The organism is Streptomyces sp. NPDC005402 (genome assembly GCF_040606575.1).
Classification (GTDB): Bacteria; Actinomycetota; Actinomycetes; order Streptomycetales; family Streptomycetaceae; genus Streptomyces.
This window is the reverse complement of the sequence record NZ_JBEXFB010000022.1, coordinates 103,547-119,971: the sequence shown is the minus strand read 5'-3', so window position 1 is coordinate 119,971 and position 16,425 is coordinate 103,547. Positions and strand designations below refer to the sequence as shown.

18 protein-coding genes and 3 pseudogenes are annotated in these 16,425 nt (G+C 68.7%); 9 read left to right on the top strand and 12 right to left on the bottom strand.

Features of this window, described 5'->3' with window-relative positions:
* Positions 1-140: 140 nt before the first annotated feature.
* Entirely contained in the window at positions 141-779 is a 639-nt protein-coding gene (locus ABZT02_RS34545; protein WP_356024726.1) for a TetR/AcrR family transcriptional regulator, read from the bottom strand.
* A gap of 82 nt (positions 780-861) precedes the next feature.
* Between ABZT02_RS34545 and ABZT02_RS34540 the strand changes: the two genes are divergently transcribed.
* From ABZT02_RS34540 to ABZT02_RS34515, 6 genes and pseudogenes are all read left to right on the top strand, one after another.
* Entirely contained in the window at positions 862-1,647 is a 786-nt protein-coding gene (locus ABZT02_RS34540) for an ATP-binding cassette domain-containing protein (RefSeq protein WP_356024724.1), read from the top strand.
* A gap of 7 nt (positions 1,648-1,654) precedes the next feature.
* Complete coding sequence (locus tag ABZT02_RS34535; protein ID WP_356024721.1) at positions 1,655-2,404, top strand: ABC transporter permease; 750 nt, start codon at positions 1,655-1,657, stop codon at positions 2,402-2,404.
* 13 nt (positions 2,405-2,417) lie between these two features.
* A complete protein-coding gene (locus ABZT02_RS34530; protein ID WP_356024718.1) occupies positions 2,418-2,990 on the top strand; it encodes a cob(I)yrinic acid a,c-diamide adenosyltransferase in 573 nt (190 codons plus the stop codon).
* 53 nt (positions 2,991-3,043) lie between these two features.
* Positions 3,044-3,109, top strand: a pseudogene (locus ABZT02_RS34525) (cob(I)yrinic acid a c-diamide adenosyltransferase); the annotation flags it as partial.
* Positions 3,110-3,280: 171 nt separating this feature from the next.
* Positions 3,281-3,346, top strand: a pseudogene (locus tag ABZT02_RS34520) (cob(I)yrinic acid a c-diamide adenosyltransferase); the annotation flags it as partial.
* A gap of 53 nt (positions 3,347-3,399) precedes the next feature.
* Positions 3,400-3,465, top strand: a pseudogene (locus ABZT02_RS34515) (cob(I)yrinic acid a c-diamide adenosyltransferase); the annotation flags it as partial.
* On the opposite strand, the gene ABZT02_RS34510 reads toward ABZT02_RS34515, so the two are convergent.
* On the bottom strand, positions 3,462-3,992 hold the full coding sequence (locus ABZT02_RS34510) for a hypothetical protein (protein WP_356024716.1): 531 nt from the start codon (positions 3,990-3,992) through the stop codon (positions 3,462-3,464). The pseudogene ABZT02_RS34515 and the gene ABZT02_RS34510 overlap by 4 nt on opposite strands.
* Positions 3,993-4,142: 150 nt before the next feature.
* Here ABZT02_RS34510 and ABZT02_RS34505 point away from each other — a divergent pair, with 150 nt between their 5' ends.
* The 3 genes from ABZT02_RS34505 (at position 4,143) to ABZT02_RS34495 (ending at position 7,890) form a co-directional block, all read left to right on the top strand.
* Complete coding sequence (locus tag ABZT02_RS34505) at positions 4,143-5,306, top strand: histidine kinase (protein WP_356024713.1); 1,164 nt, start codon at positions 4,143-4,145, stop codon at positions 5,304-5,306.
* Complete coding sequence (locus ABZT02_RS34500; protein ID WP_356024711.1) at positions 5,303-5,944, top strand: response regulator transcription factor; 642 nt, start codon at positions 5,303-5,305, stop codon at positions 5,942-5,944. Before ABZT02_RS34505 ends, ABZT02_RS34500 begins: the two co-directional genes overlap by 4 nt.
* A 119-nt stretch (positions 5,945-6,063) precedes the next feature.
* A complete protein-coding gene (locus tag ABZT02_RS34495) occupies positions 6,064-7,890 on the top strand; it encodes a glycoside hydrolase family 18 chitinase (RefSeq protein WP_356024707.1) in 1,827 nt (608 codons plus the stop codon).
* 81 nt (positions 7,891-7,971) lie between these two features.
* Here ABZT02_RS34495 and ABZT02_RS34490 read toward each other — a convergent pair whose 3' ends face one another.
* The 10 genes from ABZT02_RS34490 to ABZT02_RS34445 all read right to left on the bottom strand — a co-directional run bounded on the left by ABZT02_RS34490 (position 7,972) and on the right by ABZT02_RS34445 (position 16,301).
* On the bottom strand, positions 7,972-8,418 hold the full coding sequence (locus ABZT02_RS34490) for a DUF2550 domain-containing protein (protein WP_356024705.1): 447 nt from the start codon (positions 8,416-8,418) through the stop codon (positions 7,972-7,974).
* A 142-nt stretch (positions 8,419-8,560) separates the two neighbouring features.
* Complete coding sequence (locus ABZT02_RS34485) at positions 8,561-8,935, bottom strand: F0F1 ATP synthase subunit epsilon (protein ID WP_007384727.1); 375 nt, start codon at positions 8,933-8,935, stop codon at positions 8,561-8,563.
* Positions 8,936-9,045: 110 nt separating this feature from the next.
* Positions 9,046-10,482, bottom strand: a complete 1,437-nt coding sequence (atpD, locus tag ABZT02_RS34480; protein WP_356024703.1) for a F0F1 ATP synthase subunit beta — start codon at positions 10,480-10,482, stop codon at positions 9,046-9,048.
* Positions 10,482-11,399 (bottom strand): F0F1 ATP synthase subunit gamma, encoded by a 918-nt coding sequence (locus ABZT02_RS34475; protein WP_031040690.1) that lies wholly within the window; start codon positions 11,397-11,399, stop codon positions 10,482-10,484. The genes atpD and ABZT02_RS34475 overlap by 1 nt, the downstream gene beginning before the upstream one ends.
* Positions 11,400-11,420: 21 nt before the next feature.
* Positions 11,421-13,010 carry a F0F1 ATP synthase subunit alpha gene (atpA, locus tag ABZT02_RS34470; protein WP_356024700.1) on the bottom strand — a complete coding sequence of 530 codons (1,590 nt, stop codon included), beginning with the start codon at positions 13,008-13,010 and terminating at the stop codon, positions 11,421-11,423.
* 125 nt (positions 13,011-13,135) lie between these two features.
* Entirely contained in the window at positions 13,136-13,951 is an 816-nt protein-coding gene (locus ABZT02_RS34465) for a F0F1 ATP synthase subunit delta (RefSeq protein WP_356024698.1), read from the bottom strand.
* Positions 13,948-14,493, bottom strand: coding sequence for a F0F1 ATP synthase subunit B (locus ABZT02_RS34460; RefSeq protein WP_356024695.1), 546 nt, complete (start codon positions 14,491-14,493; stop codon positions 13,948-13,950). The genes ABZT02_RS34465 and ABZT02_RS34460 overlap by 4 nt, the downstream gene beginning before the upstream one ends.
* Before the next feature lie 41 nt (positions 14,494-14,534).
* Positions 14,535-14,765, bottom strand: coding sequence for an ATP synthase F0 subunit C (atpE, locus tag ABZT02_RS34455; RefSeq protein ID WP_009321656.1), 231 nt, complete (start codon positions 14,763-14,765; stop codon positions 14,535-14,537).
* Positions 14,766-14,840: 75 nt separating this feature from the next.
* The gene (gene atpB, locus ABZT02_RS34450; RefSeq protein ID WP_037901436.1) at positions 14,841-15,662 is read right to left on the bottom strand and encodes a F0F1 ATP synthase subunit A; all 822 of its coding nucleotides are present in this window, start codon (positions 15,660-15,662) and stop codon (positions 14,841-14,843) included.
* Between the two features lie 225 nt (positions 15,663-15,887).
* Positions 15,888-16,301, bottom strand: a complete 414-nt coding sequence (locus ABZT02_RS34445) for a hypothetical protein (protein WP_356024691.1) — start codon at positions 16,299-16,301, stop codon at positions 15,888-15,890.
* Positions 16,302-16,425 lie beyond the last annotated feature (124 nt).

Sequence of the window (16,425 nt, the reverse complement as noted above, 5' to 3'; positions counted from 1 at the left end):
TGTTGCGACTCCCCTTTGAAACGCCTTACGCCCTGTTTGAGTTGCCTCTTCGGCGGACCCTAGCGCTCGTGAAGGGCTGTGTGACCGGTTAGTAATGCGCGTCACGTCTCATCTGACGGACATCACACCGGCGGGCGTCACTAGTGGTCTCGTACGGCGTAGTTGAGCACCTTATCGCTCAACAAGTGCTCCATGTCGTCGAGAAGCACAAGCACCTCTCGTGATACTTCGTCCGGCTTGCGCCCCTTGACCATCTCACGGCCGATGACCGCCATGACGGTGCTGTGGACCCAGTTGATCTGACCGGCGATCAGGCCCGGCATCGGGTCGCCGTCGGCGGCGCCGGTCTCCTTCCGCAGAGCCGCCTCCAGGCTCGCCTCCGCCTCCTGGCCGATCGCCCACAGCCGGGAGCGCAGCGCGGGCGCGTTCTCGATGACCCGCATGAAGGCGGCGTACCCGGACATCAGTCCGACCCGGGGTGAGACCGCCTCGACCTCCTCGCGCAGCTCGCGCAGCACCGCGGCGGCGGCCGACTCCCCCTCGCCGCGACCGCGCACCCACCGGGCGAGCCGGTCGACCACACCGGCGGAGCGGTCGAGGAAGAGGTCCTCCTTGGCCGGGAAGTAGTTGTAGACCGTGTTGACGGAGACGTCGGCCGCCTCGGCGACCTCGGCGACGGTCACGGCGTCGAAGCCCCGCTCGACGAACAGCGCGGTGGCGACGTCCGAGATGTACTGCCGGGTCTGCCGCTTCTTCCGCTCCCTGAGTCCCTCTGCCATGGCCGCATCGTAACCCGGTTCTGGGCACACTTGATTTTTGGGGTCATTGCAAAATTTCAGGGACTCTGTTTTTCTGTATCCCATGACAGCAGTCATCAGCGCGGCCGGACTGGCCCGCACCTTCCAGACCAAGCACGGCCCCGTCGAGGCCGTCCGCGGCATCGACCTCACCGTCCACGAGGGCGAGATCCTCGGCTTCCTGGGCCCGAACGGCGCCGGGAAGACCACCACCCTCCGGATGCTCACGACCCTCCTGTCCCCCACCGGCGGCACGGCCACCGTCGCCGGACACGACCTCGCGACCGACGCCACGGGGGTGCGCCGGGCGTGCGGATACGTGGCCCAGTCGGGCGGGGTGGATCCGCAGATCTCGGTGCGGGAGGAACTCGTCACCCAGGGCCGCCTGTACCGCCTGCCCCGACCCGAGGCCGTCGCGCGCGCCGAGGAGTTGGCCCGCGACCTCGGCCTCACCGGCCTGCTCGACCGCAGGTGCGGCACGCTCTCCGGCGGTCAGCGCCGCCGCCTCGACATCGCCATGGCACTCACGCACCGCCCGAAGGTGCTGTTCCTGGACGAGCCGACGACCGGGCTCGACCCCGGCAGCCGCGCCGATCTCTGGGACCTGGTCCGCCGCCTGCGCGACGGGCACGGCACGACCGTCTTCCTGACCACCCACTACCTCGACGAGGCCGACGCCCTCTCCGACCGTCTCGTGATCGTCGACAAGGGCGTGGTCGTGGCCGAGGGCACACCGAGCGCCCTGAAGCTGGAGTACGGCGGCTCGATCGACGCCCCGCTTCAGGACACGTTCCTCGCGATCACCGGCCGCGGTCCCTCCCCGGCCGACGCCGCCCCCGTAGCCGTATAGGACAGCCATGCTTCTTCACGACACCGCGATCGTCTACGGCCGTTATCTGCGCCAGTCCCTGCGTTCCCGCTTCGCGCTGCTGTTCGGCCTTCTGATGCCGTTGCTCTATCTGGTGTTCTTCGGGCCGCTGCTCACCGGTCTCCCGCTCGGCGGGCGGGGCAGTTCGTGGCAGGTCCTCGTACCGGGGCTGCTGCTCCAACTCGGCCTGTTCGGAGCACTGTTCTCCGGCTTCATGATCATCCTGGAGAACGGTCAGGGCGTGGTCGAGCGCATGCGGGTCACCCCCGTCAGCCGGCTCGCCCTGCTGCTGGGCAGGGTGCTGCGCGAGGCGACGGTCTTCGTCCTCCAGGCGGTGCTGCTGGTCCTCGCCGCGGTGGTGATGGGACTGCGGGCACCGCTGGCCGGGGTCCTGATCGGCTTCGCGTTCGTCGGTCTGCTGACCGCCTCGCTCTCCTCGCTGTCGTACGCGCTGGCGATGAAGGTGCGCACCCCGCAGGAGTTCGGGCCGCTGATCAACGCGGTGTCGATGCCGTCCATGCTGCTGTCCGGCCTGATGCTCCCGATGACGCTGGGCCCGGCCTGGCTGGACGTCCTCTCGCACTTCATGCCGTTCCGCTATCTGGTGGACGCGATGCGGGACGCGTACGTCGGCTCGTACCTGACCGCTCACATGCTGTACGGCGTCCTGGTCTCCGTCGCGCTCACGCTGGTGGCCGTGACGGTGGGCACACGGGTCTTCCGGACGGCCGGGGCGTAATTACCCTGGCCCCATGGTCAATCTGACGCGCATCTACACCAGGACCGGCGACCAGGGCACCACCGCCCTCGGCGACATGAGCCGGGTCGCCAAGACCGATCTGCGGATCTCCGCGTACGCGGACGCCAACGAGGCGAACGCGGTGATCGGCACGGCGATCGCGCTGGGGGGTCTGGAGGAGGAGGTCGTCAAAGTTCTCACCCGGGTGCAGAACGACCTCTTCGACGTCGGAGCCGACCTGTCCACGCCGGTGGTCGAGAATCCCGAGTTCCCGCCCCTGCGCGTCGAGCAGTTCTACGTCGACAAGCTGGAGGCGGACTGCGACCGCTTCAACGAGCGGCTGGACAAGCTGCGCTCCTTCATCCTCCCCGGCGGCACCCCGGGCGCGGCCCTGCTCCACCAGGCCTGCACGGTCGTACGCCGGGCCGAGCGCTCGACGTGGGCGGCACTGGAGGCCCACGGCGACCACATGAACCCGCTCACGGCGACCTACCTGAACCGGCTCTCGGACCTGCTGTTCATCCTGGCGCGCACGGCCAACAAGGACATCGGCGACGTGCTCTGGGTGCCAGGCGGCGAACGCTAGCGAACACTCCGCCCCGGCCGGGGGCCCGGGGGTTGTCCCCCAGAAGATGCAGCATCCTGGCGCGCACGGCCAACAAGCACGTCGGCGACGTGCTCTGGGTGCCAGGCGGCGAACGCTAGCGAACACTCCGCCCCGGCCGGGGGCCCGGGGGTTGCCCCCGGAAGATGCAGCATCCTGGCGCGCACGGCCAACAAGCACGTCGGCGACGTGCTCTGGGTGCCAGGCGGCCAACGCTAGCGACCACTCCGCCCCGGCCGGGGGCCCGGGGGTTGTCCCCCGGAAGATGCAGCATCCTGGCGCGCACGGCCAACAAGGACATCGGCGACGTGCTCTGGGTGCCAGGCGGCGAACGCTAGCGAACACTCCGCCCCGGCCGGGGGCCCGGGGGTTGTCCCCCAGAAGATGCAGCATCCTGGCGCGCACGGCCAACAAGCACGTCGGCGACGTGCTCTGGGTGCCAGGCGGCGAACGCTAGCGCTCGCGTTTGGGGAAGAGTGTGTAGCTGCCGGCGATGACCAGGTTGATGCCGATCAGCCACAGCATGCGCTGCTGCCAGGCGCGCAGCGAGTCGGTCTGTCCGTCGCCGACGTACCAGACCGCGGCCTGAAGCAGAGCCACGGCGACCACCGCGGCGAGGATCCAGCGGCCCGCGACCCTCCACTCGTGGACGGCGCGGGCCGTGCCGTACTTCGGCGGCTTCACCGGCGGCGGACCGCCGGCGAAGCGGTGGGCGACCCAGGCGTCCGCCCACCTGATCGTCGAGTGACCGAGGCCCACGGTGAACCCGATGTAGACGGCGGCCAGGCCGTGCTTCCAGTCGGGCTCGGCGCCGTTCTTCAGGTCGATCGCGGTGACCGTGAACAGCACGAGCTCCAGCAACGGCTCGCACAGCAGCAGGGCCAGCCCGACGCGCGGCATGCGCAGCCCGTAGCGGAAGGTCAGCCCGGCTGCCAGCAGCACCCAGAAGGCCACCTCGCATGCGACGATCAGTCCGACGATCACGACCGCTCCCTTCGTCTCCCTTCAAGACTCCCGACGCGTGCGGCCGCTTTCGTCGTCGGCGGTGACGAAACCGCCGTACATCGAAAGATGCAGTCCAGGACCGTCCCCCGGGATCAGGCGGGGCGCGCGGCCACCGTGTTGGATGGAGTCATGGCCCTCCCCCGTCCGCACCGCTTCGACGTGTACATCGCGGTGGGCGGGCTGCTCGGGGGGCTGCTGCTGGTCGGGATCGGCCTCGGCACCCGCCCGTCCAGCGACCCGATGACGCTCCTCGACGGTCCCTGGCCGGTCCTCGTCCCGCTCACCGTGCTGGCCGGCTGCGAGCTGCTGCGCCGCACCGCCCCCCGCGCGGCCCTGCTCACCGGCACCGTCGCGATCTGCGCCGACCTCGTGACCCAGGGCAACCTCGCCACGATCCTGATGTTCACCGACGTCGTCTACGCGGCCGTGCTGTACGGACCGCTCGCGTCGGCCCGCCGTATCCAGTGGATCACCGGGCTGCTCACGGTGGCCGGGACGCTGGTGCCGTTCGCGGTGTGGCGGGTGCCGGAGGCACTGCTGATCGGCGTGGTCGTCGGAGTCGTGGCGTACGCGCCCGCCGCCACCGGGTGGATCGTGCGCAACCACCGTGACGCCGCCGAGGCCGCCCGGCTGCGTGCCGAACAGACCGCGCTGCTCGCCGAGATGGATCGCGCCCAGGCCGTCACCGCCGAACGCGCGCGAATGGCACGGGAGTTGCACGACATGGTCGCCAACCACCTGTCGGCGATCGCCATCCACTCGACGGCCGCGCTGTCCATCGACGACCCCGCGACCTCCCGGGAGGCCCTTACGGTGATCCGGGAGAACAGTGTCGACGGGCTCGCCGAGATGCGCCGGCTGATCGGCATCCTGCGCGACGGCGACCACGAGCCCTCGGCCGTCCCCACCCTCGACGGACTCGCCGCCCTCGTCGACGGCGCCCGCGCCAACGGCCTCGACGTCACCCTGGACGCCTGCCACCCCGGCACCGTGCCCGCTCCCGTCGAACTCGCCGCCTACCGGATCGTCCAGGAGTCGCTGACCAACGCCCTCAAGCACGCGTGCCCCGGCCCGGTCACGGTGACGCTCGCCCAGCACGACGGTGACCTGACCGTCGCGGTGAGCAGTCCGTACGGCGACCGGGACGGGCCCCGCGCCCCCGGCTCGGGTGCCGGGCTGGTCGGGATGCGGGAGCGGGCCGCGCTGCTCGGCGGCACGTTCGACGCGGGCCCCGACGGGGCGCACTGGACCGTACGCGCCACCCTGCCCCTGGATGAAGGAGTTCCCGAATGATCCGCGTCCTCGTCGCCGAGGACCAGTCCGCCGTCCGCGCCGGGCTCGTCCTCATCCTGCGCAGCGCCCCCGGCATCGAGGTGGTCGGCGAGGCGGCGGACGGTGAGCAGGCGGTGGCGCTGGCCCGGGAGCTGCGGCCGGACCTGGTGCTGATGGACATTCAGATGCCGCGCCTGGACGGAGTGTCGGCGACGCGGGAGGTCGTCGGGGAAGGGCTCGCGGATGTCCTCGTGCTGACCACCTTCGACCTGGACGAGTACGTGTTCGGGGCGCTGCGGGCCGGTGCCGCCGGTTTCCTGCTGAAGAACACGGAGGCGAGGGACCTCATCACGGCCGTGCGCACGGTGGCGCGGGGAGAGGGGATCGTCGCCCCGGCCGTCACCCGGCGCCTCATCGCCGAGTTCGCCGCCGGGCCGGTCCGCGGCACGAACACCGACCCGGCCGTCCTCGGCTCGCTCACCCGCCGGGAACGCGAGGTGCTCTCCTGTCTCGGGGAGGGTCTGTCCAACGCCGAGATCGCCGGCCGCCTCGACATGGCGGAGGCCACGGTGAAGACGCACGTCAGCCGTCTGCTGGGGAAGCTGGAGCTGCGCAGCCGGGTGCAAGCGGCCGTACTTGCGCAGGAGTTGGGCGTCTAGTTGCGCCTTGCACGAGAGTGGTCCAGACCTATTGACCCGTGGTCCAGACCTTTCTATTCTCGCGGCACCGTGGGTGTGAGGCTCAGTCACGCCCCAACTCCTCCCCTAGGAGGCGCACGATGCGCTTCAGACACAGAGCCGCGGCCGGGTTCGCGACCCTGCTGCTCCCCTTCGCCGGCCTGGTCGGCCTCGCGAGCCCCGCCCAGGCCGCGACCTCCGCCACGGCGACCTACGCCAAGACCCAGGACTGGGGCACCGGCTTCGAGGGCAAGTGGACGGTGAAGAACACCGGTACCACCAGCCTCAGTTCCTGGACCGTCGAGTGGGACTTCCCCTCCGGCACCTCCGTGACCTCCGCGTGGGACGCCGACGTCACCTCCTCCGGCACCCACTGGACCGCCAAGAACAAGTCCTGGAACGGCACCCTCGCCCCCGGCGCCTCCGTCTCCTTCGGCTTCAACGGCAGCGGCGCCGGCTCCCCGGCCAACTGCAAGCTCAACGGCGGCAGTTGTGACGGCGGCTCCACCCCGGGAGACGCGGCACCCTCCGCCCCCGGCACGCCCACCGCCTCCGGCATCACCAACACCTCGGTGAAGCTGGCCTGGAGCGCCGCCACCGACGACAAGGGCGTCAAGAACTACGACGTGCTGCGCGACGGTGCCAAGGTGGCGACCGTGACGACGACCTCGTACACGGACACCGGTCTCACCGCCGGCACCGACTACTCGTACACCGTGCGGGCCCGTGACACCGCTGACCAGACCGGACCGGCCAGCGGCGCCGTCGCCGTGCACACCACCGGCGGCACCACCGACCCGCCGCCCACCACCGGTGACAAGGTCAAGCTGGGCTACTTCACCGAGTGGGGCGTCTACGGCCGCAACTACCACGTCAAGAACCTGGTGACCTCGGGCTCCGCCTCGAAGATCACCCACATCAACTACGCCTTCGGCAACGTCAAGGACGGCAAGTGCGTCGTCGACGACACCTACGCGGCCTACGACAAGGCGTACACCGCCGACCAGTCCGTCAGCGGGGTCGCCGACACCTGGGACCAGCCGCTGCGCGGCAACTTCAACCAACTGCGTGAGCTCAAGGCCAAGTACCCGAACATCAAGGTGCTCTACTCCTTCGGCGGCTGGACCTACTCCGGCGGCTTCGCCCAGGCCGCGGCCAACCCCGCCGCCTTCGCCGCCTCCTGCAAGTCGGTCATCGAGGACCCGCGCTGGGCGGACGTCTTCGACGGCATCGACATCGACTGGGAGTACCCGAACGCCTGCGGTCTGACCTGCGACACCAGCGGGGCGGCCGCCTTCAAGAACCTGATGTCGGCGCTGCGTTCGGAGTTCGGCTCCACCTACCTGGTCACCGCGGCCATCACCGCCGACGGCTCCTCCGGCGGCAAGATCGACGCTGCCGACTACGGCGGCGCCTCCCAGTACCTCAACTGGTACAACGTGATGACGTACGACTACTTCGGCGCCTTCGACGCGGACGGCCCCACCGCCCCGCACTCCCCGCTCACCTCGTACGCCGGCATCCCGGCCGCCGGCTTCAACTCCGCCGACGCCATCGCCAAGCTGAAGTCGAAGGGCGTGCCCTCGAACAAGCTGCTGCTCGGCATCGGCTTCTACGGTCGCGGCTGGACCGGCGTCACCCAGGCCGCCCCCGGCGGCTCGGCCACCGGCGCGGCACCCGGCACCTACGAGGCGGGCATCGAGGACTACAAGGTCCTCAAGACGTCCTGCCCGGCCACCGGCACCATCGCGGGCACGGCGTACGCCTACTGCGGCAACAACTGGTGGTCCTACGACACCCCCGCGACGATCGCCGGCAAGATGACCTGGGCCAAGAACCAGGGCTTGGGCGGCGCGTTCTTCTGGGAGTTCAGCGGCGACACGACGAACGGCGAGCTGGTGAGCGCCATCAACAGCGGACTGTCGTAGCGGATGACCCGAAAGAGCTAGGCGACATTGACGCTCCCCCAGACTTCGTCCGGGGGGACCCCACCCAGCGAGTGAACGTGGCTACGCCACGTTCACTCGCTGACCGGGCGGGGCTGCCTCCAGCCACGCGAGGAAACCGGTCAGCGCGTCTTCGCTCATCGCCAGTTCGAGACGCGTTCCGCGGTGGAGGCAGGTGAGGATCACGGCGTCGGAGAGGAGGGCCATCTCCTCCTCCCCGTCGGGAAGACGACGGCCGGCGACCTCGATCGCGGCCCGCTCCAGGACCCGGCGCGGGCGGTAGGCGTAGGAGAAGACGCGGTACCACTCGACGCGGTCGCCGTTGTAGCGGGCGACGCCGTAGCTCCAGCCCTTGCCGCTGGTGTCGGTCTTCTCCGGCACGTCCCAGCGCAGGGAACAGTCGAAGGTGCCGCCGGAGCGCTGGATGAGTCTGCGCCGCAGGCCGAAGACGAACAGCCCCAGCGCCACCAGGGCCACGACGATTCCGCACACAGTCAGAGCGAGGACCATCGACACCGACCTCCTCGTCTCCTAGGTACCTTCAATAGGTAACGGAACGGAAAAAACATCCAGATCTGCCTCAGCCGCGACCGGCTCCGGATCACTCCGGTGCCGGCCGCGGCTGAGGAACGTCATACGGCTCCGCGCTGGTTCAGCGCGCAGTCGCCGCGCGCAGTCGTACGTCCGCGCGACGCTCGGCGGCGGCGTCGCCCTCCGCCTTCGCGCGTTCCAGCTCCCGCTCCGCGCGCTGGACGTCGATCTCGTCCGACAGCTCGGCGATCTCGGCCAGCAGCGACAGCTTGTTGTCGGCGAACGAGATGAAACCGCCGTGCACCGCGGCGACGACCGTCCCGCCATCGCTCGTACGGATGGTCACCGGGCCCGACTCCAGCACACCGAGCAGCGGCTGGTGACCGGGCATGACGCCGATGTCGCCGGACGTGGTGCGCGCGACGACCAGGGTGGCCTCGCCGGACCAGACCTCTCGGTCGGCCGCGACCAGCGCGACGTGCAGCTCAGCAGCCAAGGTGGCTCCTCGGGTCACCACCCGGCGGGTCTGCCGGGTGTTGGTTACAAGTCTAGTGGGCGTGAATGAGGGGGCGGGACGTGCCCCGCCCCCTCAGACGAGCGGAATGCTCAGGAGACGCCGAGCTCCTTGGCGTTGGCCTTGAGGTCCTCCAGGCCACCGCACATGAAGAACGCCTGCTCCGGGAAGTGGTCGAACTCGCCGTCACAGATCGCGTTGAACGCGGTGATCGACTCGTCCAGCGGCACGTCCGAGCCGTCCACGCCGGTGAACTGCTTGGCGACGTGGGTGTTCTGCGACAGGAAGCGCTCGACGCGGCGGGCACGCTGGACGACCAGCTTGTCCTCCTCGCTGAGCTCGTCGATGCCGAGGATCGCGATGATGTCCTGGAGGTCCTTGTACTTCTGGAGGATCCCCTTGACGCGCATGGCGGTCTCGTAGTGGTCCTGCGCGATGTAGCGCGGGTCCAGGATCCGGGACGTGGAGTCCAGCGGGTCCACGGCCGGGTAGATGCCCTTCTCGGAGATCGGACGGGAGAGAACCGTCGTCGCGTCGAGGTGGGCGAAGGTGGTGGCCGGGGCCGGGTCGGTCAGGTCGTCCGCGGGGACGTAGATCGCCTGCATCGAGGTGATCGAGTGACCACGGGTCGAGGTGATGCGCTCCTGGAGGAGACCCATCTCGTCGGCCAGGTTCGGCTGGTAACCCACCGCGGAGGGCATCCGGCCGAGCAGGGTCGAGACCTCGGAGCCGGCCTGCGTGAAGCGGAAGATGTTGTCGATGAAGAACAGCACGTCCTGCTTCTGCACATCGCGGAAGTACTCCGCCATGGTCAGACCCGCGAGGGCCACGCGCAGACGGGTGCCCGGGGGCTCGTCCATCTGGCCGAAGACCAGCGCGGTCTTGTCGATGACGCCCGACTCGGACATCTCCTCGATGAGGTCGTTGCCCTCACGGGTGCGCTCACCGACACCGGCGAACACGGAGACACCGTCGTGGTTGTTGGCGACGCGGTAGATCATCTCCTGGATGAGCACCGTCTTGCCGACGCCGGCACCGCCGAACAGACCGATCTTTCCACCCTTGACGTACGGGGTGAGAAGGTCGATGACCTTGACGCCGGTCTCGAACATCTCGGTCTTCGACTCGAGCTCGTCGAAGCGCGGGGCCTTGCGGTGGATGGACCAGCGCTCGCCGTCGTAGGTCTCGTCGACGTTCAGCACCTCACCGAGGGTGTTGAACACCTTGCCCTTGGTGAAGTCGCCGACCGGGACGGTGATACCCGTGCCGGTGTCGGTGACGGTGGCCTGGCGGACCAGACCGTCGGTGGGCTGCATCGAGATGGTGCGGACCAGGCCGTCACCCAGGTGCTGGGCGACCTCCAGGGTCAGCGTCTTCTTCGCGCCGTCCTGGGCCGGGTCGGCCACCTCGACGTGAAGGGCGTTGTAGATCTCCGGCATCGCGTCGACGGGGAACTCCACGTCGACGACCGGGCCGATGACCCGGGCGACGCGGCCCGTGGCAACGGCCGTCTCAACTGTCGTCGTCATTACCTGTCACTCCCCGCGGACGCGTCGGCCAGGGCTGCGGAGCCACCGACGATCTCGCTGATTTCCTGGGTGATTTCGGCCTGGCGGGCCGCGTTGGCAAGTCGGGAGAGCGTGGTGATGAGCTCTCCCGCGTTGTCGGTGGCCGACTTCATGGCGCGCCGCGTGGCGGCGTGCTTGGAGGCGGCCGACTGGAGCAGCGCGTTGTAGATGCGGCTCTCCACGTAGCGCGGCAGCAGGGCGTCGAGGACGTCCTCCGCCGAGGGCTCGAAGTCGTAGAGCGGGAGGATCTCGCCCTGCGGCTTGGCCTCCTTCGCCACTTCCTCGAGGCTGAGCGGCAGCAGACGGTCGTCGAGCGCCGTCTGCGTCATCATCGAGACGAACTCGGTGAAGACGATGTGGAGCTCGTCCACGCCGCCCTCGGCCGTGTCCTTCTCGATGGCCTCGATCAGCGGGGCCGCGACCTTCTTGGCGTCCGCGTACGTGGGCTCGTCGGTGAAGCCGCTCCACGACTCCGCGATCTTGCGCTCACGGAAGTTGAAGTGCGCGACACCACGACGGCCGACGATGTAGATCTCGACCTCCTGGCCCTCGCGCTCCAGCCGCTCGGTGAGCCGCTCCGCCTGCTTGATGGCGTTGGAGTTGAAGGCGCCCGCGAGACCGCGGTCGCTCGTCAGGAGCAGCACCGCGGACCGCGTGACCGTCTCGGCCTTCGTGGTCAGCGGGTGCCTGGTGTTCGAGCCGGTGCCGACCGCCGTGACCGCGCGGGTGAGCTCGGTCGCGTAGGGCGCGGAGGCCGCCACCTTGCGCTGCGCCTTGATGACGCGCGAGGCGGCGATCATCTCCATCGCCTTGGTGATCTTCTTGGTCGCGGTGACGGATCGGATGCGACGCTTGTAGACCCGGAGCTGGGCTCCCATGAGTCAGGTCCCTTCCTTACGTCACTTGGCCGCGGCCGGGGCGTCCTCGCCGAGAAGCCTGCCGTCCGAGGTCTCGAACTGCTTCTTGAAGTCGGCGATCGCGTCGGCAACAGCGGTGAGGGTGTCGTCCGACATCTTGCCGCCCTCCTTGATGGAGGTCATGAGGCCCTGCTCCTTGCGGTGCAGGTACTCCAGCAGCTCCTTCTCGAAGCGGCGGATGTCGTTGACCGGGACGTCGTCCATCCTGCCGGTGGTGCCGGCCCAGACGGAGACGACCTGGTCCTCGGTCGCCATCGGCTGGTACTGGGCCTGCTTCAGCAGCTCGACCATGCGCTGGCCGCGCTCCAGCTGCGCCTTCGACGCGGCGTCCAGGTCGGAACCGAAGGCGGCGAACGCCTCCAGCTCACGGAACTGGGCGAGGTCCACGCGCAGACGACCGGAGACCTGCTTCATCGCCTTGTGCTGCGCGGAACCACCGACTCGGGAGACGGAGATACCGACGTTCAGCGCGGGGCGCTGACCGGCGTTGAACAGGTCCGACTCCAGGAAGCACTGGCCGTCGGTGATGGAGATGACGTTGGTCGGGATGAACGCCGAGACGTCGTTGGCCTTGGTCTCGACGATCGGCAGACCGGTCATCGAGCCGGCGCCCATCTCGTCGGAGAGCTTCGCGCAGCGCTCCAGCAGACGGGAGTGCAGGTAGAAGACGTCACCCGGGTAGGCCTCACGCCCCGGCGGGCGGCGCAGCAGCAGGGACACGGCGCGGTAGGCGTCGGCCTGCTTCGAGAGGTCGTCGAAGATGATGAGGACGTGCTTGCCCTCGTACATCCACTGCTGGCCGATGGCCGAACCGGTGTACGGCGCCAGGTACTTGAAGCCGGCCGGGTCGGACGCCGGGGCGGCGACGATGGTGGTGTACTCCAGCGCGCCGGCCTCTTCGAGGGCGCCACGCACGGAGGCGATGGTCGAGCCCTTCTGACCGATGGCGACGTAGACGCAGCGGACCTGCTTCTTCGGGTCGCCGGAGCGCCAGTTGTCACGCTGGTTGATGATCGTGTCGACGGCCAGGGCGGTCTTGCCGGTCTGACGGTCACCGATGATCAGCTGACGCTGGCCACGGCCGATCGGGGTCATCGCGTCGACGGCCTTGTAGCCGGTCTCCATCGGCTCGTGCACCGACTTACGGGCCATGACGCCCGGAGCCTGCAGCTCGAGGGCACGACGACCGCTGGTCTCGATCTCGCCGAGGCCGTCGATCGGGGCACCGAGCGGGTCGACGACGCGGCCGAGGTAGCCCTCGCCGACGGCCACGGAGAGGACCTCGCCGGTACGGGTGACCGGCTGACCCTCCTCGATGCCGCTGAACTCACCGAGGATGACGCAACCGATCTCGCGCTCTTCCAGGTTGAGTGCGAGGCCGAGGGTGCCGTCCTCGAACTTCAGCAGTTCGTTGGCCATGGCCGAGGGCAGACCCTCGACCTTCGCGATGCCGTCGCCGGCAAGGGTGACCGTACCGACCTCCTCGCGCGAGGCCGCGTCCGGCTTGTACGACTGGACGAAGTTCTCCAGCGCGTCCCGGATCTCCTCCGGCCGGATCGTGAGCTCCGCCATCTGGGTTCCCTGCTCTCCTTGTTGGGCCCGAAGTTTCACTTTGGGGGTCTGGGGGCGACCCCCAGGATTCTTCATGTACGGCCCAACCAGGGCCGTCGTCCGTACGTAAAGCTATGAAGTTGCTGCTAGCCCGCCAGGCGGCGGCCGGCGTCCTCGATGCGGTCCGCGATCGAGCCGTTGATGACCTCGTCGCCGACCTGCACCCGGATGCCGCCGACGACCTCGGGGTCCACGTCGAGGTTGAGGTGCATCGGACGGCCGTAGAGCTTCGCCAGGGCACCGCCCAGACGCTGCTTCTGCTGGTCGCTCAGCGGAACCGCCGAGGTGACGACGGCCACCATGCGGTCCCGGCGCTCGGCGGCGAGCTTGGACAGGGACTCCAGTCCCGCCTCCAGGCTACGTCCCCGGGGCGCGGCCACAAGGCGCGTCACCAGACGTCCGGTCGTCGCATCGGCGCGGCCGCCGAGCAGGCTGGCGAGCAGCTCACGCTTGGCCGGGGCCGTTGCGGCGCGGTCGGTCAGCGCGGCGCGCAGCTCGGTGTTCGAGGCGACGATCCGGCCGAACCGGAACAGCTCGTCCTCGACGTTGTCGAGCTTGCCCCGCTGCTGCGCGGCGGTGAGGTCGGCGATGTCGGCCAGTTCCTCCAGCGCGTCCACCAGGTCGCGCGACCGCGACCAGCGGGAACGCACCATGCCGGACACCAGGTCGGTGGCGGGGCCGCCGACCTGCGTGCCGATCAGGCGCTGGGCCAGTTCGGCCTTGGCCTCGCCGGCCTGCGCCGGGTCGGTCAGGACCCGACGCAGCGACACCTCGCGGTCGAGCAGCGCGGTGACGGCGGCCAGCTCGTCGGCGAGCGAGCCGGCGTCCACGGACGTGTTGTCCGTCAGCGCGTCGAGACGCTCGCGTGCGGCTGCCAGGGCCTCGCGGCTCGCTCCGTTCATCGCGCGGCCTCGGCCTTCTCCTCGAGGTCGTCGAGGAAGCGGTCGATCACGCGGCTCTGCCGGGCGTGGTCCTCGAGGGACTCGCCGACAAGCCGGCCGGCCAGGTCGGTGGCGAGCTTGCCGACGTCCTGGCGCAGCGCGGACGCGGCCGCCTTGCGGTCGGCCTCGATCTGCGCGTGACCGGCGGCGACGATCTCCTCGCGCTGCCGCTGGCCTTCCGCGCGCATCTCGGCGATGAGCGTGGCGCCCTGCTCCTGAGCCTCCTGGCGCAGGCGCGCGGCCTCGTGGCGGGCCTCGGCGAGCTGTGCCTTGTACTGCTCGAGGACGCTCTGGGCCTCGGTCTGCGCGGCCTCGGCCTTCTCGATACCGCCCTCGATGGCCTCGCGACGCTCTTCCAGAACCTTGTTGATGTTCGGGAGGAGCTTCTTGGCGAGGAAGCCGAAGACGATGACGAAGGCGATCAGGCCGATGACAAGCTCGGGGATCGGCGGGACGAGGGGATTCTCCATCTCCTCGGCCGCGATCGTGAGCAGCGGGCTCATGTGTATGCCTTTCGTCTAGTCGGCTGGTCTGTGATCAGCGATCAGTAGCCGTAGACGAACGGCATGACGAGACCGATCAGGGCCAGCGCCTCACAGAAGGCGAAGCCGAGGATCTGGTTGGCGCGGATCAGGCCGGCCGCCTCGGGCTGACGGGCCAGGGCCTGGGTGCCATTACCGAAGATGATGCCGACGCCGACGCCGGGGCCGATCGCGGCGAGGCCGTAACCGATGGAGCCGAGGGAGCCTTCGACAGCAGCAAGGGTCTGGGACATGCCAGTTCTTCCTTTTCTTTACGGACCGGTGGGGGTTGGCCACCGGACGATTCGTGGAGGTCGGGTGCGGGTGGCTCAGTGGTGCTCGGCCAGGGCGCCCTGGATGTAGGTGCAGGTCAGCAGGACGAACACGTACGCCTGCAGGGCCTGGATGAACAGCTCGAAGGCGGTCATCACCACGGTCATGATGAACGAGACACCCGCGTAGGCGATGCCGATGCCGTTCAGCAGGTACCAGCTGGCGATCGTGAAGAGCAGCAGCAGGGTGTGACCGGCGAACATGTTGGCGAAGAGTCGCACGGCGTGGGTGAACGGGCGGATCAGGATGTTCGAGAAGAACTCGATCAGCATCGCCAGCGGAAGCACCGGGCCGAGCGACTTGTCGTAGCCCGTCACGTTCTTGAAGAAGCCGACGAAACCGTGCCGCTTGAAGGTCAGCGACACCCACAGGACGTAGACGATCAGAGCCAGTACCAGCGGGTACGAGATGATCGACGTGACCGGGAACTGAGCGATCGGAACGATGGACCAGAGGTTCATCATCCAGACGAAGAAGAAGAGCGAGACGACGAGCGGTACGTACTTCTCGCCCTCCTTCTTACCGATGGTCTCGTAGACGACTCCACGGCGGATGAAGTCGTAGCCCGCCTCGGCCACCATCTGGAGCTTGCCGGGAACGACCTGCGGCTTGCGGAAGGCGGCCCAGAAGAACCCGACGATGATGATCGACCCGAGGAGCGCCAGGAGCATCGTCTTGTTGAAGTACACGTTGCTGTCCCCGTCGCCCCAGATGGGCTCGAACAGGAACGAGTGCAGGCCGGGAGAGGGGAAGCCACAGCCGTCAAAGATGTGGCAATCGGTCTCGAAGGCGAGCACCTGCGTCGGGTCAGCACTCACCGCGGGCTCCTTCAGCGTGACGCATGGGTACGGCAACCTCGTTGTGTCGGCGCGGCATACTGTCGCGGTTCGGCACGGGACTGGTGTAACGGATGTGAGGGCGGCTGGTGGGCATCTCGCCTCGCGATTGAGCAGGCGTCAGCTCGGATGCCCGCGCCCGCGATGCCGCAGTTGGCACCGGACGATAGCAGGAGATCTCAGACGTCTTTATCCCGGCCCTACCCCTCACGACGAGTGCCCCGATTTATCGGGCTCGACGTAGAGGATCTTGGACTTCATGTGCGCACGGGTCTGCGCGGCGATCCACGCGAGAGTGCCGGCGACCAGCGTGAACGCGAAGGCCTTGGGGTGGAAGAGCGTGGTGTTCTTGAACGCGGCCATGAAGACGAAAAGCAGCAGGATCTGCGTCGCGTACAGCATCAGACCCATCGCCTGGAACAGGTGCGGAAGCGACTTGGCAGTGCGCTGCAGGATGTACAGACCGAGACCCATGAACAGGATCACGATCACCGTCGCGACAGCTGACCCGATCGCACCCTTGCCACCGACGACCAAGCCGCTCACGACGGCGGCGATCGCGCCGACGGCAGCCGTGGGCACGGCGGCCTGAGCCAGGATCCGGACGTCGTTGGACGGCATGGCGGCAACTCCGCTTTCAAACAAAGGGGGGCAAGGTGTCGTCATGGACGAGCGTAGTCCCGGGCTGAGAGTGGCCCTCACGCCAAGGGACCGTCACACTGCGGTCCTTCGGCTCTGTCCCGGG

Coding starts and splice junctions, on each gene's coding strand:
- ABZT02_RS34460 (WP_356024695.1), bottom strand. CDS start 14,493: ATGAGCCCGCTGCTCACGATCGCGGCCGAGGAGATGGAGAATCCCCTC.
- ABZT02_RS34490 (WP_356024705.1), bottom strand. CDS start 8,418: ATGGTCCTCGCTCTGACTGTGTGCGGAATCGTCGTGGCCCTGGTGGCG.
- atpD (WP_356024703.1), bottom strand. CDS start 10,482: ATGACGACGACAGTTGAGACGGCCGTTGCCACGGGCCGCGTCGCCCGG.
- ABZT02_RS34500 (WP_356024711.1), top strand. CDS start 5,303: ATGATCCGCGTCCTCGTCGCCGAGGACCAGTCCGCCGTCCGCGCCGGG.
- ABZT02_RS34505 (WP_356024713.1), top strand. CDS start 4,143: ATGGCCCTCCCCCGTCCGCACCGCTTCGACGTGTACATCGCGGTGGGC.
- ABZT02_RS34545 (WP_356024726.1), bottom strand. CDS start 779: ATGGCAGAGGGACTCAGGGAGCGGAAGAAGCGGCAGACCCGGCAGTAC.
- ABZT02_RS34465 (WP_356024698.1), bottom strand. CDS start 13,951: ATGAACGGAGCGAGCCGCGAGGCCCTGGCAGCCGCACGCGAGCGTCTC.
- atpE (WP_009321656.1), bottom strand. CDS start 14,765: ATGTCCCAGACCCTTGCTGCTGTCGAAGGCTCCCTCGGCTCCATCGGT.
- atpA (WP_356024700.1), bottom strand. CDS start 13,010: ATGGCGGAGCTCACGATCCGGCCGGAGGAGATCCGGGACGCGCTGGAG.
- ABZT02_RS34445 (WP_356024691.1), bottom strand. CDS start 16,301: ATGCCGTCCAACGACGTCCGGATCCTGGCTCAGGCCGCCGTGCCCACG.
- ABZT02_RS34495 (WP_356024707.1), top strand. CDS start 6,064: ATGCGCTTCAGACACAGAGCCGCGGCCGGGTTCGCGACCCTGCTGCTC.
- ABZT02_RS34475 (WP_031040690.1), bottom strand. CDS start 11,399: ATGGGAGCCCAGCTCCGGGTCTACAAGCGTCGCATCCGATCCGTCACC.
- ABZT02_RS34530 (WP_356024718.1), top strand. CDS start 2,418: ATGGTCAATCTGACGCGCATCTACACCAGGACCGGCGACCAGGGCACC.
- ABZT02_RS34535 (WP_356024721.1), top strand. CDS start 1,655: ATGCTTCTTCACGACACCGCGATCGTCTACGGCCGTTATCTGCGCCAG.
- ABZT02_RS34540 (WP_356024724.1), top strand. CDS start 862: ATGACAGCAGTCATCAGCGCGGCCGGACTGGCCCGCACCTTCCAGACC.